This window comes from Serpentinimonas sp. SSL01 (assembly GCF_056323735.1).
This window is the reverse complement of sequence record NZ_CM150487.1, coordinates 21,951-36,869: the sequence shown is the minus strand read 5'-3', so window position 1 is coordinate 36,869 and position 14,919 is coordinate 21,951. Positions and strand designations below refer to the sequence as shown.

General features: G+C 65.8%; 15 protein-coding genes. 2 read left to right on the top strand and 13 right to left on the bottom strand.

Annotated elements, in window-relative coordinates; all coding sequences use genetic code 11:
* Nucleotides 1-9 precede the first annotated feature (9 nt).
* A complete protein-coding gene (gene proC / locus ACVMK0_RS00155) occupies nucleotides 10-870 on the top strand; it encodes a pyrroline-5-carboxylate reductase (protein ID WP_045537265.1) in 861 nt (286 codons plus the stop codon).
* Nucleotides 871-961: 91 nt separating this feature from the next.
* On the opposite strand, the gene ubiA is transcribed toward proC, so the two are convergent.
* The 5 genes from ubiA to ACVMK0_RS00130 all read right to left on the bottom strand — a co-directional run bounded on the left by ubiA (nucleotide 962) and on the right by ACVMK0_RS00130 (nucleotide 7,110).
* On the bottom strand, nucleotides 962-1,843 hold the full coding sequence (gene ubiA / locus ACVMK0_RS00150; protein ID WP_476463904.1) for a 4-hydroxybenzoate octaprenyltransferase: 882 nt from the start codon (nucleotides 1,841-1,843) through the stop codon (nucleotides 962-964).
* A complete protein-coding gene (locus ACVMK0_RS00145; protein WP_476463903.1) occupies nucleotides 1,840-2,802 on the bottom strand; it encodes a LysR substrate-binding domain-containing protein in 963 nt (320 codons plus the stop codon). Before ACVMK0_RS00145 ends, ubiA begins: the two co-directional genes overlap by 4 nt.
* 104 nt (nucleotides 2,803-2,906) lie before the next feature.
* Nucleotides 2,907-5,024 carry an ATP-dependent DNA helicase RecG gene (recG, locus tag ACVMK0_RS00140; protein ID WP_476463902.1) on the bottom strand — a complete coding sequence of 706 codons (2,118 nt, stop codon included), beginning with the start codon at nucleotides 5,022-5,024 and terminating at the stop codon, nucleotides 2,907-2,909.
* 21 nt (nucleotides 5,025-5,045) lie between these two features.
* Nucleotides 5,046-6,140, bottom strand: coding sequence for a calcium/sodium antiporter (locus ACVMK0_RS00135; protein ID WP_476463901.1), 1,095 nt, complete (start codon nucleotides 6,138-6,140; stop codon nucleotides 5,046-5,048).
* A gap of 184 nt (nucleotides 6,141-6,324) precedes the next feature.
* Nucleotides 6,325-7,110: a ParA family protein gene (locus ACVMK0_RS00130; RefSeq protein WP_045534169.1), complete on the bottom strand. Its 786-nt coding sequence runs from the start codon at nucleotides 7,108-7,110 to the stop codon at nucleotides 6,325-6,327.
* A 286-nt stretch (nucleotides 7,111-7,396) separates the two neighbouring features.
* Between ACVMK0_RS00130 and ACVMK0_RS00125 the strand changes: the two genes are divergently transcribed.
* Nucleotides 7,397-7,819 (top strand): c-type cytochrome, encoded by a 423-nt coding sequence (locus ACVMK0_RS00125; protein WP_476464701.1) that lies wholly within the window; start codon nucleotides 7,397-7,399, stop codon nucleotides 7,817-7,819.
* A gap of 87 nt (nucleotides 7,820-7,906) precedes the next feature.
* Here ACVMK0_RS00125 and ACVMK0_RS00120 read toward each other — a convergent pair whose 3' ends face one another.
* From ACVMK0_RS00120 to atpE, 8 genes are all read right to left on the bottom strand, one after another.
* Nucleotides 7,907-8,938, bottom strand: a complete 1,032-nt coding sequence (locus tag ACVMK0_RS00120; RefSeq protein ID WP_476463900.1) for a YheT family hydrolase — start codon at nucleotides 8,936-8,938, stop codon at nucleotides 7,907-7,909.
* A gap of 138 nt (nucleotides 8,939-9,076) precedes the next feature.
* Nucleotides 9,077-9,493 carry a F0F1 ATP synthase subunit epsilon gene (locus tag ACVMK0_RS00115; RefSeq protein ID WP_045534163.1) on the bottom strand — a complete coding sequence of 139 codons (417 nt, stop codon included), beginning with the start codon at nucleotides 9,491-9,493 and terminating at the stop codon, nucleotides 9,077-9,079.
* A gap of 56 nt (nucleotides 9,494-9,549) precedes the next feature.
* Entirely contained in the window at nucleotides 9,550-10,980 is a 1,431-nt protein-coding gene (gene atpD / locus ACVMK0_RS00110; RefSeq protein ID WP_045534162.1) for a F0F1 ATP synthase subunit beta, read from the bottom strand.
* A gap of 41 nt (nucleotides 10,981-11,021) precedes the next feature.
* Complete coding sequence (atpG, locus tag ACVMK0_RS00105) at nucleotides 11,022-11,891, bottom strand: F0F1 ATP synthase subunit gamma (RefSeq protein ID WP_045534160.1); 870 nt, start codon at nucleotides 11,889-11,891, stop codon at nucleotides 11,022-11,024.
* 32 nt (nucleotides 11,892-11,923) lie between these two features.
* The gene (atpA, locus tag ACVMK0_RS00100; RefSeq protein ID WP_045534158.1) at nucleotides 11,924-13,480 is read right to left on the bottom strand and encodes a F0F1 ATP synthase subunit alpha; all 1,557 of its coding nucleotides are present in this window, start codon (nucleotides 13,478-13,480) and stop codon (nucleotides 11,924-11,926) included.
* 58 nt (nucleotides 13,481-13,538) lie between these two features.
* Nucleotides 13,539-14,069, bottom strand: coding sequence for a F0F1 ATP synthase subunit delta (locus tag ACVMK0_RS00095; RefSeq protein WP_476463899.1), 531 nt, complete (start codon nucleotides 14,067-14,069; stop codon nucleotides 13,539-13,541).
* A gap of 19 nt (nucleotides 14,070-14,088) precedes the next feature.
* Nucleotides 14,089-14,559, bottom strand: coding sequence for a F0F1 ATP synthase subunit B (locus ACVMK0_RS00090; RefSeq protein WP_045534151.1), 471 nt, complete (start codon nucleotides 14,557-14,559; stop codon nucleotides 14,089-14,091).
* A gap of 100 nt (nucleotides 14,560-14,659) precedes the next feature.
* On the bottom strand, nucleotides 14,660-14,905 hold the full coding sequence (atpE, locus tag ACVMK0_RS00085) for a F0F1 ATP synthase subunit C (RefSeq protein ID WP_045534150.1): 246 nt from the start codon (nucleotides 14,903-14,905) through the stop codon (nucleotides 14,660-14,662).
* Between the last annotated feature and the right edge of the window lie 14 nt (nucleotides 14,906-14,919).

The following is a 14,919-nucleotide window of genomic DNA, read 5'->3' as shown; positions in this document are numbered from 1 at the left end:
AATGGCGGCATGAACAGCCCCACCAGCCCTTACCACGCTTCAAACCTCTTGCAGCAGCCCCGCATCGCCTTCATCGGCGGCGGCAACATGGCCAGCGCCATCGTCGGCGGCCTGCTGCAGCAAGGCTACCCGGCGCAGGCGCTGCACATCGTCGAGCCCGTGGCCGAGCAACGCAGCCGGCTGGCGCAGCAGTTCCCCGGCGTGGCGCTGCACCCGGCAGCCGACAGCGCCCTGGTCGATGCCGCGCTGGTGCTGTGGGCAGTCAAGCCGCAGGTCTTCAAGCAGGCGGCGCTGGAATGCGCGCCGCACCTGAGCGCCAGCGCGCTGCACCTGAGCGTGGCCGCTGGCATCCGCAGCGACAGCATGGTGCGCTGGCTCGGCAGCGAGCGCATCGTGCGCGCCATGCCCAACACCCCGGCCCTGGTCGGCCTAGGGATGACCGGGCTGTACGCCCGCCCGGCCGTGAGCAGCGCCGAGCGCGAGCAGGTGCAGGCGCTGCTGGCGGGCACCGGGCGCACGCTTTGGCTGGCGCAAGAGTCGGACCTAGACGCCGTGACCGCGCTGTCCGGCTCTGGCCCGGCCTACGTGTTTTATTTTCTGGAAGCCATGCGCCGCGCCGGCACCGAACTGGGCCTGACGCCGCAAGCCGCCACCGAACTGGCCATCGGCACCTTTGCCGGGGCGGCGCAACTGGCTCAGCGCAGCAGCGAACCGCCCGAGGTGCTGCGCCAGCGCGTGACCTCCAAAGGCGGCACCACCCACGCCGCCCTCAGCGCCATGGAAGCGGCGCAGATTTCCGACGCCTTCGTGGCGGCGATCGCGGCCGCGCACCGGCGGGCGCGCGAAATGGGCGCCGAGTTCGGCGATTAACAGGCGGGGCTCCGCCCCCCTAGACCCTGTGCACGGACCTCTGCGCGCTGCGTTGCACGCTGCGTTGCGGCCGGGCGCAGTGTCTGGGGCTTTAGCCGCGCAGCGCCAACTCCAGCGCCAGCCCTACAAACAGGGTGCAACCGATCCAGTGGTTGAGCCTGAAGGCGCGAAAGCATCCTTCGCGGCTGCGCGCGCGGATCAGCCACAGGTGCCAGCCCACCTGCGCCAGCGCCAGCGCCAGGCCTAAGCCAAACCAGAGCCCGCCCACCTGCGGCCACAGCAGCGCGCCCCACAGCAGCAGGTGCAGCAGGTAAAAGGCCGCCACCGCCGCCACGTCGAAGCGCCCGAGCGTGATGGCCGAGGTTTTGATGCCGATACGCAAGTCGTCGTCGCGGTCCACCATCGCGTACTCGGTGTCGTAGGCCAGCACCCAGAACAGGTTGGCCAGCAGCAGCGCCCAGGCCAAAGCCGGCACGCTGCCTTGCGCCGCCGCGTAGGCGATCGGAATGCCAAAGCTGAACGCCACTCCAAGCACCGCCTGCGGCATGGCAAAAAAGCGCTTGGCGTAGGGGTAGGCGATGGCGATCAGCAACGCCGGCACCGACCACGCCACCGCCGCCGCCGTGGTCGTGAGCACCAACAAAAAGGCCGCAAAAGCCAAGCACGCCCCCAACAGCAGCGCCTCGCGCGGCTGCACGCGCCCGCTGGTCACGGGCCGCTGCGCGGTGCGCTGCACGTGGCGGTCGTATTGGCGGTCGGCCACGTCGTTTGCGCAACAGCCGGCGCTGCGCATCAAAATGGTGCCCAGCACGAACACCGCCAGCAGGTGCCCGCCCGGCCAGCCGTCGGCGGCCAGCCACAGCGCCGACAAGCTCGGCCACAGCAGCAGCAACCAGCCGGCCGGGCGGTCCCAGCGGATCAGGTCCAAGTACAGCGCCAGCCGCCCGGCTGGCTGCGAGGCGGAAGCACTCATGGCGTCAGGCGCTGCACCCCAAGCAACGCGCAGGCGTAAATGGCGTTGCGCAAGGCGGCGATGGCCTCGTAACGGGTGAAGCTGCGCCGCCAGGCCAGCACCACGCGGCGCTGCGGCGGATCGCCGGCAAAGGGCAGGTAGCGCACGTAGGGCGCGCCATCGGCCGGCAACGGCGCCCCGTTTTGCGCCTCCAGCACGGCGGCGGGCACGCTCAGGCGCGGCACCAGCGTGATGCCCATGCCCGCGGCCACCATGTGCTTGATGGTCTCGAGCGACGAGCCCTCGAAGCTGCGCCGGATGCCCTCGGCGTTGCTGGCGTAGCGCGCAAACTCGGGGCAGACCTCGAGCACGTGGTCACGAAAGCAGTGCCCGGCCCCGAGCAGCAGCATGGTCTCTTGCTTGAGCTGCTCGGCGCTCACGCTGCGCTGCTGCGCCAGCGGGTGCTGCACCGGCAACGCCACCCAAAAGGGTTCGTCGTACAGCGGCGCAATGGCCAGATTGGTGTCGGGGAAAGGCTCGGCCAAAATGGCGGCGTCGAGCTCGCCGATGCGCAACTGCTCCAGCAGCTTGGCGGTGAGGTTTTCTTGCAGCAGCAGCGGCATTTGCGGCGTGCGTTCGATCACGCGCCGCACCAGCTCGGGCAGCAGATAGGGCCCGATGGTGTAGATCACGCCCAGACGCAGCGGGCCGCTGAGCGGATCTTGGCCACGGCGGGCAATTTCTTTGATGCGTGCCGCTTGCTCAAGCACCACCTGCGCCTGGCGCACGACCTCGACCCCCAGCGGCGTGGTGCTCACTTCACTGGCGCTGCGCTCAAACAGCTTGAGGTCGAGCTCTTCTTCGAGCTTTTTGATGGCCACGCTCAGCGTCGGCTGCGAGACGAAGCAGGCCTCGGCGGCGCGGCCGAAGTGGCGCTCACGCGCCACCGCGACGATGTATTTGAGTTCGGTCAGGGTCATGGCAGGGGGGCCCGTTGTCCTTTCAGTGGCGCCCTGCCGCCCGAAGCCACTGAAGCGCCCCCTTGGGGGGCAGCGAGCGCAGCGAGCGTGGGGGCAGTTTCACTTCAGGCTTTGAGAAAGTCCGATTTTGCCCCCAACCAGCGCTCGATGTGGCGCTGCGCCGCTTGCGGCTGCTCGGCCAGCAGGCGCGGAGCCCACGCCCGCGCCCAGTCGAGCAGGTGCGCGTCGTGCTCGAGGTCGGCAAAGCGCAGCATCGGCGCCCCCGATTGGCGCGCGCCCAAAAACTCGCCCGGCCCACGGATTTCGAGGTCGCGCCGGGCGATCTCAAAGCCGTCGGCGGTCTCGAGCATGGCGCGCAAGCGCGCGCGCGCGGCCTCGCCCAAGCGGCCGTTTTCACCCGGCTCGTAGAGCAGCACGCAGACCGATGCCGCCTGCCCGCGCCCGACGCGGCCGCGCAACTGGTGCAACTGGCTCAGCCCAAAGCGCTCGGCGTGTTCGATCACCATCAGCGTGGCGTTGGGCACATCGACCCCGACCTCGACCACCGTGGTGCTCACCAGCACCCCGATCTGCCCGGCACAGAAGCGCGCCATCACCTCTTTTTTTTCGGCCAGCGGCAGGCGCGCGTGCAGCAGCCCGACTTGCACCGGCGCGCCGGTGGGGCCGTTGCAGCCCTCGAGCGCAGCGGCGAGTTCGAGCGCCGTGCTTTGGGCGTTGCGCAAATCGATCGCTTCGCTGTCTTCGATCAAGGGGCAGACCCAGTAGGCCTGGCGGCCCTGCGCCAGCTGCGCGCGCAGCCGCGACAGCAACTCGTCGCGCCGGCTGGCGCTGAGCAGCTTGGTCAGGATCGGGCTGCGGCCGGGGGGCAGCTCGTCGAGGCTGGAGATGTCGAGGTCGGCGTAGTGGCTCATGGCCAGCGTGCGCGGGATCGGGGTCGCGCTCATCATCAGCAGGTGCGGCTCCACGCCCTCGCGCGCGCTGCGCAGGGCCAGCCGCTGCGCCACGCCAAAGCGGTGCTGCTCATCGATCAGCGCCAAACCCAGCCGCGCAAACTGCACCTGCTCGCCGATCACCGCATGGGTGCCCACGACCAGCGCGGCGCGGCCGTCTTGGATGCCTGCCAGGGCCTGCGTGCGCTGGCCCTTGTTTTGGCTGCCGGTCAACCAGGCGATGTGCCGCCCTTGGACCTGCAGCAGCGGCTGCAACCAGTCGATCAGCTTGCCAAAGTGCTGCTCGGCCAAAATTTCGGTCGGCGCCATGAGGGCGCACTGCCAACCGGCGTCGATGGAGCGCGCCGCTGCCAGCGCCGCCACCACCGTTTTGCCGCTGCCCACATCGCCTTGCAGCAGCCGGTGCATGGGGGTGCGCCGCTGCAGGTCGGCGTCGATCTCGGCGCCCACCCGGCGCTGGGCCGCCGTGAGCGCAAAGGGCAGGCGCGCCAGCAGCTGTGCGTGCAAACCGCCCGCCAAAGGGGCCATCTCGGGGGCGCAGCGCGCCGCCCGCAGCTGGCGCGCCTGCCACTGCGCCAGTTGCTGCGCCAGCAGCTCCTCGGCCTTCAGGCGCTGCCAGGCCGGGTGGCTGCGGTCTTCGAGGCTGGCCAGCGCCACCTCGGGCGGCGGCTGGTGCAGCCCGAGCAGGGCCGCACGCAGGCCGCCCCCTGCCAGCCCCGGGCAGTCGGCCCAAGCCTGCGGTGGCACGGTCTCGCTCAAGTCGGCGCGCTCCAGCGCGCTGGCGATGGCGCGGCGCAAATACGCTTGCGGCAAGCCAGCGCTGGCCGGATAGACCGGCGTCAGGCTGCGCGGCAACTCGCCCTCGGCGCGCTGCCACTGCGGGTGCAAGAGCGTGGGGCCAAACAGGCCGTGGCGCAGCTCGCCCCGGGCGCGGATGCGCGTACCCGGCGCGAGCGCCTTGTGCTGCGCGCCGCTGAAGTGGAAAAACAACAGGGTGCAGCAACCGCTGCCGTCGTCGAGCAGCACCTGCAACTGCCGCCGGCCGCCGCTGCGCACCTCGGCGCTGCGCACCGTGCCCTCGAGCTGCAGCGTCTGCCCCGGCTGCGCCTGGGCCAAGGGGGTGATGCGGGTCTGGTCTTCGTAGCGCAGCGGCAGGTGCAGCGCCAGGTCGATCGGGCGCAGCAGGCCGAGCTTGCGCAGCGCTTTTTGAGGGCCGCTCAGGGCAGCGGCGCGCGCGGTGGGCTCAGTCAATGCATGTGCACCCGCCGCCATCGAGCCCGCACGCCCTGGGCCTCAGTCCGCCTTGGCCGGCGCTTTGTGCCGCAGCAACACCACCACCAGCGTGACGATGGTCAGCGGCACCACAAAGCCCATCATCACCATGCTAAAGCCCTCCAGCGCGGCGTGCTGCTGCGCCGCCAAAATCAAGTACGCCACGTAGGCCACGTAGTAGCCCACGAACACCGCGCCCTCCCAGCGCGCGATTTCGCGCCCCGAGATGAACACCGGCAGGCAAGCCAGCGCCACCGCCAGCATGATCCAGACGTCGAAGGCCAGCACGGCTTCGGAAAAAATCAGCCCAGCCGAGCCAAATGACACCATGCCACCCAGCCCGATCACGCCCAGCAGGTTGAAGGTGTTGCTGCCCACCACGTTGCCCACCGCGATGTCGCGCTCGCCCTTGATGGCGGCGGTGATGGAGGTCGCCACTTCCGGCATCGAGGTGCCGGCGGCGACGATGGTCAGGCCGATGATCAGTTCGCTGACACCAAAAGCGCGCGCAAAGGCGATCGACGAATCGACCAGCCAGCCCGAGCCCAGCACCAGCAGCACCAAGCCGATGACGATCAGCACGATCTGCACCGGCAGCTTGCCATCCCAGTCGCTGGCCGCGGCGGGTTGCAACTCGGCGTCGAACTCGGCGCTTTCGGCTTTGGTGGCGCGGCGCGACTGGATCACCAGAAACGCGGTGTAACCCAGCAGCAGGCCAAACAGCAGGCCGCCTTCGAGCCAACTGATCGCGCCATCCAGCCCCAAGGCCAGCACCAACAGCGAAGCGCCGATCATGATCGGCACCTCTTGGCGGATGAGCTGGCTGTTGACCACCAGCGGCACGATCAGCGCGCTGAGCCCAAGGATGAAGAGCACGTTAAAAATGTTGCTGCCGATCACGTTGCCCACGGCAATGTCGTTTTGGCCCTCGAGCACCGCCCCCACGGTGACCGCCATCTCGGGCGAACTGGTGCCAAAGGCGACGATGGTTAGCCCCACCACCAGCGGCGAGATGCCCACCGACAGCGCCAGCTTGGAGGCCCCGCGCACCAGCGAGCTGGCCCCGGCGACCAGCGCCACCAGTCCGGCGACGAAAAAAACGATGTGCAGCAGCATATGTAAATACCCTCGAAGGAAAGGCGCGCATGTTAGCAAGCGCCCGCCCGCGCTTTCATCCGCCAAATAGGAACATGGTACAGGGAAAGCCAGAGGTTGCCGTGACGGCAAAGGTGGCGCAACGCGATCCAAGGGCTGTGAGGCGATCGTGCGCGCCCAAATGAGCGCACAAAAGCACAGCCTATCAGAGCAACCGCTGATGCAGGGCCAGCAAGGCCTGGGTGAGCGGGTGTTTGGGCTCGAGGTGGATCAGGGGCCGCGCCAACTGGTGCGACTCGCGCACCTTGACCGAAGCCTGCAAGTAGGGCTGCAACACCGGCAGGCCCTCGTCGATCAGCTCCTGCACCAGCTGCTGCGGCAGCCGGGCGCGCGGCTGAAACTGATTGACCACGATGCCCTTGACCTGCAAACCGGGGTTGTGGTCGGCGCGGATCTCTTGCACGTTGGCCAGCAGCGTATAGAGCGCTTGGCGCGAGAAGTCGTCGCAATCGAAAGGGATCAGGCAGCCGCTGGCCCCCATGAGCGCGGACCGGGTGTAAAAGTTGAGCGCCGGTGGGGTGTCGAGATAAATCTGCTCGTATTCGTTGCCCAGCTGCGCAAGCGCCTCGCGCAGCTTGTAGATCTTGTGGCGCGCCTCCAGCTTGACTTGCAACTCGTCCAGCGCTGGGCTGGCGGCGAGCACATCCAGCCCCTCGAATGGGCTGCGCTGCACGAAGTGCGAAGGCGGCAGTGGGTTGAAGGTGTAGCTGAGCGTCTGCGCGAAAAAACCCGCTACGCCGACCGTGCCAGTGCCGCTCTGGGCAGCGCTCTGCGCACCAGCGGCACCGAGCAGGTAGCGGCTGGAATTGCCCTGCACATCGAGGTCGATCAGCAAGGTGCGCCGACCCTGTACCGCGCTGATCGCGGCCAAGTTGCAGGCGATGGTGGACTTGCCCACCCCGCCTTTTTGATTGAATACGACCAATGGCATGTCTGGGCTCCGGGGGCTGCGTGGCTTGCGCATCATAGCGCCGTAGGCGCCGGCCCATGGCCCTGCATCCGCTTCAGGCTTAGAGCTTTTGCGCCTACGAGGCCGATATAATCGACGAGGAACAAGAGTTCGTGCTGGTTGCTATGGCACCGATCCCGATTCGTATACGCTTGCAAAGGCTCCCATGAGTGACGCAAAAACCCCCTCTACCCAGACTCCTTCTGGTTTCAGTCTCAAACGCTGGATTCTGCTTTTGGGTGTCTTGGCCCCAGTCGTCTTGAGTATTGTGCTGGTCACCTTGGTGCTGCAAAAGCCCTTTGCCCCGGCGCCCGATCTGGCGGCACAGGAGTTGGCTGCCGCTGAGCGCCTCCAGCGCGTCGGCACGGTGGCTCTGCGCGAGGCCACCCGCGAACTGCGCACGGGTCAGCAGGTGTATCAAGCGGCTTGCATGGCTTGCCACGCCGCCGGCGTGGTCGGCGCGCCCAAGTTTGGCGACGCGGCTGCTTGGGCTCCGCGCATCGGCGCCGGCCTCGAGCGCCTGATCACCTCCACCCTGCAAGGCAAGGGCGCCATGGGTGCCCAAGGGGGCGGCGCCTTTAGCGACTTCGAGATCAAGCGCGCCGTGGTCTATTTGGCCAATGCTGGCGGCGGCAACTTCCCCGAACCGGTGGCTCCGGACGCCGCCGCTGCGCCGGCACCTCAGCAATAAGCCTGCTACTTGGCTGCGCGCTGCACGCGGCCGAGGCTGTAAATGGGAGTAAGCGGGAATAAAAGCCTACTGACGCCAGCTCTGTTTCTATGCTCCTTGCACCATCAACCAGTTGCAGACCGCCTGCGGCAGACCCTGCAACTGCAATTCGGTCCGACCAGAGCGCCAACTGATCTGTCCCGGAAACCCCACGTGCCCTCCGGTACCGGGTTGCCACAAGGTGACGGCAGCCCCCACTTCATCCGGTTGGGGCAGGCAAGATGCCGGCACCAGCGGGTCGTTGCGGGCGTTGAGTATCAGCGCCGGCAGTTCAATGGCCGCCAGCTTCGGCTTGGCTGAAGCGCGCCGCCAGTAGTCCTCGACCCCGGCAAACCCGTGCAACGGCGCGGTAAAAGCGTTGTCAAATTCGCGCAGCGTCTGTGCGGCTAGGGCACGCGGCAAGTCGAACAATCCCGGAAACTGCTGCGCCTTGCTGCGCGCCTTGTGCTTCATGGTGCGCAGAAACAGCTGCGCGTACAGCCAGCGGTTGCGGCCGCTGTCGATCGCATCTCCAGCAGCGCGCAAGTCTAGCGGTGCCGATACGGCGGCCACCGCGCTCACGGTGCGCCGGGCCGCGCTGCCCGCCTCCTGCGCCCAGCGCAACAATGCATTGCCACCGAGCGATACGCCAACCGCGTACAGCGTGCAAGCAGGCCCCACTTGAGCGCGCACGCGCTGCAGCATCCAGCTGATTTCTTCGTAGTCGCCGCTGTGGTAAGCGCGTGGGGCGAGGTTGATCGGGCCAGAGCAGCCGCGAAAGTGCGGCAGCACGAAACCCCAGTGGCGCTGCTGCGCCTCGAGGGCAAAGGTCTGGGCATAGTGGCTGCTGGAACTGCCCTCGAGGCCGTGAAACAGCACCAGGGTGGTCTGGCCACCAGCAAAAGTCGGCCCAACGCTGGCGCTAGGCGTGCCGCCCAGCCAATCGGCGTCGATGAAATCGGCATCGGTGGTGGCCCAGCGCTCGCGCCGCCACAGCACACGGGAGCGGGCCAAGTGCCGGCCCCACAGAGCGCTGATTATCGTTTGTGCGTCCCCACCGGGGAGCCAGAGTGGTGCGGCGTAGCGCCAATCGGAGCCCATCAGCGCCACCCTGCCTGAGAGGCCAGGAGGAAATCGCTCAAGCCCGCCCTAACGGTCAATTGCCTAGTGGCCTCGGAACGCCTGAGCACACAATCGCAAAGGAGCTTGTGCGATGTTGACGGTTGGTCGAACTTCTGTTTAGCGCTTCTGGCGGTACTTGCGCAACGCGGCGATCTGCGCCGCCATCACCGCCAGTTCGGAAGTGGCTTTGGCCAGATCGACGTCGCTCTTGGCGTTTTTCAGCGCTTCTTCGGCCTGCTTGCGGGCGTCGTTGGCCTTGGCCTCGTCGAGGTCGTGGCCACGGATCGCCGTGTCGCTCAGCACCGTGACCATGCGCGGCTGCACCTCGAGGATGCCGCCGGCAACGAACACGAATTCCTCGTCGCCATCGGCCTTTTCGATGCGCACCGCGCCCGGCTTGATGCGCGTGATCATGGGCGTGTGCCCCGGCAGAATGCCGAGCTCGCCCATTTCACCGGGCAGGGCCACAAACTTGGCCTTGCCGCTAAAGATCGACTCTTCGGCGCTCACCACCTCGACTTGCATCGTATTCATCTGTGTTCCTAGTCTAAAGCTCTGGCCATGGCGCTGTCAGCTGTCAGCTGTGCGCATCAGGCCATTTTCTTGGCTTTTTCGAAGGCTTCGTCGATGGTGCCGACCATGTAGAACGCTTGCTCGGGCAAGTGGTCGCACTCGCCGCTGGTGATCATCTTGAAGCCGCGGATGGTCTCGGACAGCGGCACGTATTTGCCGGGCGAGCCGGTAAACACCTCGGCCACGTGGAAGGGCTGCGACAGGAAGCGCTGGATTTTGCGCGCCCGCGACACCGCCAGCTTGTCTTCTGGGGCCAGTTCGTCCATGCCCAGAATGGCGATGATGTCGCGCAGCTCTTTGTAGCGCTGCAGCGTGCCCTGCACGGCACGGGCGGTTTCGTAGTGCTCTTGGCCCACCACCAGCGGGTCCAGCTGGCGGCTGGTGGAATCGAGCGGGTCCACAGCGGGGTAGATGCCCAGTGAAGCGATGTCGCGCGACAACACCACGGTCGAATCCAAGTGGGCGAAGGTGGTGGCGGGCGAGGGGTCGGTCAAGTCGTCGGCCGGCACATAGACGGCTTGGATCGAGGTGATGGAGCCGACTTTGGTCGAGGTGATGCGCTCTTGCAGGCGGCCCATCTCTTCGGCCAGCGTGGGTTGGTAACCCACCGCCGAGGGCATACGGCCCAGCAGCGCCGACACTTCGGTACCGGCCAGGGTGTAGCGGTAGATGTTATCGACAAAGAACAACACGTCGCGGCCTTCGTCGCGGAACGATTCGGCGATGGTCAGGCCGGTGAGCGCCACACGCAGGCGGTTGCCCGGGGGCTCGTTCATCTGGCCATAGACCATGGCCACTTTGGATTCGGGCAGGTTCTCGAGGTTCACCACGCCGGAGTCGGCCATCTCGTGATAAAAGTCGTTGCCTTCGCGGGTGCGCTCGCCCACGCCAGCAAACACCGATAGGCCGCTGTGCGCCTTGGCGATGTTGTTGATGAGCTCCATCATGTTCACGGTCTTGCCCACACCGGCGCCACCGAACAGGCCCACTTTACCGCCTTTGGCGAAGGGGCAGACGAGGTCGATCACCTTGATGCCTGTTTCGAGCAGCTCTTGCGAGGGCGAGAGCTCGTCGTAGGCCGGGGCCTTGCGGTGGATGGAGGCGGTGAGCTCCTGGCTCACCGGACCGCGCTCGTCGATGGGCGCGCCCAGCACGTCCATGATGCGGCCCAGCGTGGCTTTGCCCACCGGCACGGTGATCGGGGCTTTGGTGTTGCTCACCAGCATGCCGCGGCGCAGGCCGTCGGACGAGCCCAGCGCGATCGTGCGCACCACGCCGTCGCCGAGCTGCTGCTGCACCTCGAGCGTGAGGGCGGAGCCTTCCATTTTGAGCGCGTCGTAGATACGCGGCATCTGGTTGCGCGGGAATTCCACATCGACCACGGCGCCGATGCACTGGACGATCTTGCCCTGTACCGCGGTGTTCACTTCTGCGTTGGCTTGAGACATGATGGATACCTTTTAATGCTCTGAATCTTTGAAGGGCAGCCTCAAACGGCTGCCGCGCCGGCCACGATTTCCGACAGCTCTTTGGTGATGCCGGCTTGGCGCGTTTTGTTGTAAACCAGCTTGAGTTCGGAGATCACGCTGCCGGCGTTGTCGGTCGCGGCCTTCATGGCGACCATGCGCGCCGACTGTTCCGACGCCATGTTTTCGGCCACGGCCTGATAGACCTGCGACTCGATGTAGCGCACCAGCAACTCGTCGATCACGGTTTGGGGGTCGGGCTCGTAGAGGTAGTCCCAGTCGTGCCCGGCCTCACCGCTGTCGAGCGATTCGGCGCTCAACGGGAGCAGCTGCTGCACCACCGCTTCTTGGCGCATGGTGTTGATGAAGCGCGTGTAGCACACATGCACCGAGGCCAGTTGGCCTTGGGCATAGGCGTCGAACAGCACCTTGACCGGGCCGATCAGCTTTTCGAGGTGCGGCGTGTCGCCCAAGCCGGTGGTGTGCGACACCACTTTGGCGCCGATGCGGTTCAAGAAACCCAGCCCCTTGTTGCCGATGGCCACCGCGTGGGTGCTGTGCCCGCGCCCTTGCGCCTCGCGCAGTTGCTGCGTGGCCAGACGCAGCACGTTGGTGTTGAGGCCGCCGCACAACCCTTTGTCGGTGCTGATGACAATCAGGCCACAGACCTTGGCCTGATCGTTGTGCAGCATGAAGGGGTGCTGGTACTCGGGGTTGGCGCGCCCGAGGTTGGCTGCGATCTGGCGCACCTTTTCGCTGTAGGGCCGGGCCATGCGCATGCGCTCTTGCGCCTTGCGCATTTTGGATGCGGCCACCATTTCCATGGCTTTGGTGATCTTCTTGGTGTTTTCCACCGATTTGATCTTGGTGCGTATTTCCTTGCCGGCTGCCATTGATGCTCCTTATCGGGTCGCGCTGCAGCGCCTCAGTAGGTGCCAGACTGTTTGAACGCGCCAATCGCTTGGCTCAGCTCGGCCTCGGACTCTTTGCTCATGGCGCGCTCGTTTTCGAGCGTGGTCAGCAAGGTGGCGTGCTTGTCTTTGAGGTAGCCGTGCAGGCCGGCCTCGAACGACAGCACCTTTTTCACGTCCACGCTATCGACAAAGCCCTTGTTGACCGCAAACAGCGTGGCCGCCATCAAAGCGATGGACTGCGGGCTGTACTGCTTTTGCTTGAGCAGTTCGGTCACGCGGGCACCGCGGTCGAGCTGCTTGCGCGTGGCTTCGTCCAGATCGCTGGCAAACTGCGCAAAGGCGGCGAGTTCGCGGTACTGCGCCAAGTCGGTGCGGATACCGCCCGACAGGCCCTTGATGAGCTTGGTCTGCGCTGCACCCCCCACACGCGAGACCGAGATACCGGCGTTGATCGCCGGCCGGATGCCGGCGTTGAACAGGCTGGTCTCGAGGAAGATCTGGCCGTCGGTGATCGAGATCACGTTGGTGGGCACGAAGGCCGAGACGTCACCGGCTTGGGTTTCGATGATCGGCAGCGCGGTGAGCGAACCGGTCTTGCCCTTGACTTCGCCCTTGGTGAAGGCTTCCACGTAGTCGGCGTTGACGCGCGCGGCGCGCTCGAGCAGGCGGCTGTGCAGGTAGAACACGTCGCCGGGGTAGGCTTCGCGGCCCGGTGGGCGGCGCAACAGCAGCGAGACTTGGCGATAGGCCACGGCTTGCTTGGACAGATCGTCGTAAATGATCAGCGCGTCTTGGCCGCGGTCGCGGAAGTACTCGCCCATGGTGCAGCCCGAGTAGGCAGCCAGGTACTGCATCGCGGCCGAATCGGAAGCCGAGGCCGCGACCACGATCGTGTACTGCATGGCGCCGGCTTGCTCGAGCGCGCGCACCACGTTTTTGATCGACGACGCCTTCTGCCCGATGGCCACATAGACGCAGGTCATATTCTGACCTTTTTGGTTGATGATGGCGTCGATCGCCACCGCCGTCTTGCCGGTCTGGCGGTCGCCGATGATCAGCTCGCGCTGGCCACGGCCCACCGGCACCATCGAGTCGATCGACTTCAGGCCGGTCTGCACCGGCTGATCGACCGATTTGCGTGCGATCACGCCGGGCGCCACCTTTTCGATCACGTCGGTCATCTTGGCGTTGATCGGGCCCTTGCCGTCGATCGGTGCACCGAGCGTGTTGACCACGCGGCCGATCAGCTCGGGGCCCACCGGCACTTCCAGAATGCGGCCGGTGCACTTGACCGTGTCGCCTTCGCTGATGTGCTCGTAGGCGCCCAGAATCACGGAGCCAACCGAGTCGCGCTCGAGGTTGAGCGCCAGCCCATAGGTGGGCTGCCCTTCGGCGTTGACGGGGAACTCGAGCATTTCGCCCTGCATCACGTCCGACAGGCCGTGGATGCGGCAGATGCCGTCGGTCACCGACACCACCGTGCCTTGGTTGCGCACGCTGGCGCTGACCGATAGGCCTTCGATGCGCGACTTGATCAGTTCTGAAATCTCTGCGGGATTGAGTTGCATGACTCTTTCCTTCCTTCGTATGTTGTGACGCTGTACTTCGACGCTCGAACCGGCTTTGTCAAGCCGTCAGCGCCACCTTCATTTGATCCAGCCGGGCCTTGACGGAGAGGTCGAGCACTTCGTCGCCGACCAGCACCCGCACACCGCCGATGAGCTCGGGTTGCACCTCGACCTGGAGCTTGAGCGGACGCTTGAAGTGCCGCTCCAGCACCTGCGCCAGCTCGCGCAGCGCCGCCTCGTCGATCGGGTAGGCGCTGCACACCAAGGCATCGGCGCTACCGCTTTGCTCGTTGATCAACACGTGCAGCTGGCGCGCCATCTCGGGCAGGGCATTCAGGCGGCCGTTGTCGATCACGGTGCGCAGGAAGTTGCAACCCAGCTCGGGCAGCGGCTGCCTGAGCAAGCCGGTGATGAGCTCATAAACCTGCTGCGCCGACACCTTGGGGTTGGCCGCCCAAAGCAGCAGTTGCGGGTGGGCAGCCACCACCGCGAGCTCATCGAGCCACTGTGCGGCTGCGGGCGCATGGTCTAGGGTGGATTTGAACAATGCCTCGGCGTACGGGCGGGCGATGGTTGCGAGTTCGGCCATGATGTGCTCGGTCTGAGGATCAAAGCTCGGCTTTGAGGCGCGCCAACAGATCGGCGTGCACGCTGGCGTTGACTTCGCGGCGCAGTATTTGCTCCGCCCCCTGCACCGCCAGCAAGGCCACCTGCTCACGCAGCTGCTCGCGCGCTTTGTAAACCTGCTGCTCGGCTTCGGCCTCGGCGGCGGCGCGGATTTTGGCCGATTCTTCGGTGGCGCGCTGCTTGGCCTCTTCGATGATCTGCTGCGCCCGGCGCTCGGCATCGGCCAGCCGCGAGGCCGACTCGTTGCGCGATTTGCCCAGCTCTTCCTCGACGCGCTTGTTGGCCAGCGTCAGCTCGATCTTGGCTTTTTCAGAGGCAGCCAGACCTTCGGCAATTTTTTGCGCGCGCTCATCGAGCACTTTGGCTAGAGGCGGCCACACGAATTTCATCGTGAACCACACAAAAATGCCAAAAACGATGGCTTGCGCAAACATGGTTGCATTGAGATTCATTGCAACGCCTTTCAATGTTTACGAGTAAAAACCAATTGCGAGAGCCGGGACAAGCTGGGCGCCTGCGGCCATGAAAATTCAGGCTTGCGCCTGAATTGCATCAGACAACGAACGGGTTAGCGAACGCGAACAGCAGAGCGATAGCCACGGCGATCAGGAACGCCGCGTCGATCAGACCCGCCAAAATGAACATATTGGTTTTGAGTTCATTCATGAGCTCGGGCTGACGAGCCGAAGCTTCGAGGAACTTGCCGCCCATGAGCGAAATACCGATCGAGGCACCAATGGCGCCAACGGCGACGATGATGCCACAGGCGAGAGCGACGAGACCCAGAGTCAATTCCATGATGTTTCCTTTGG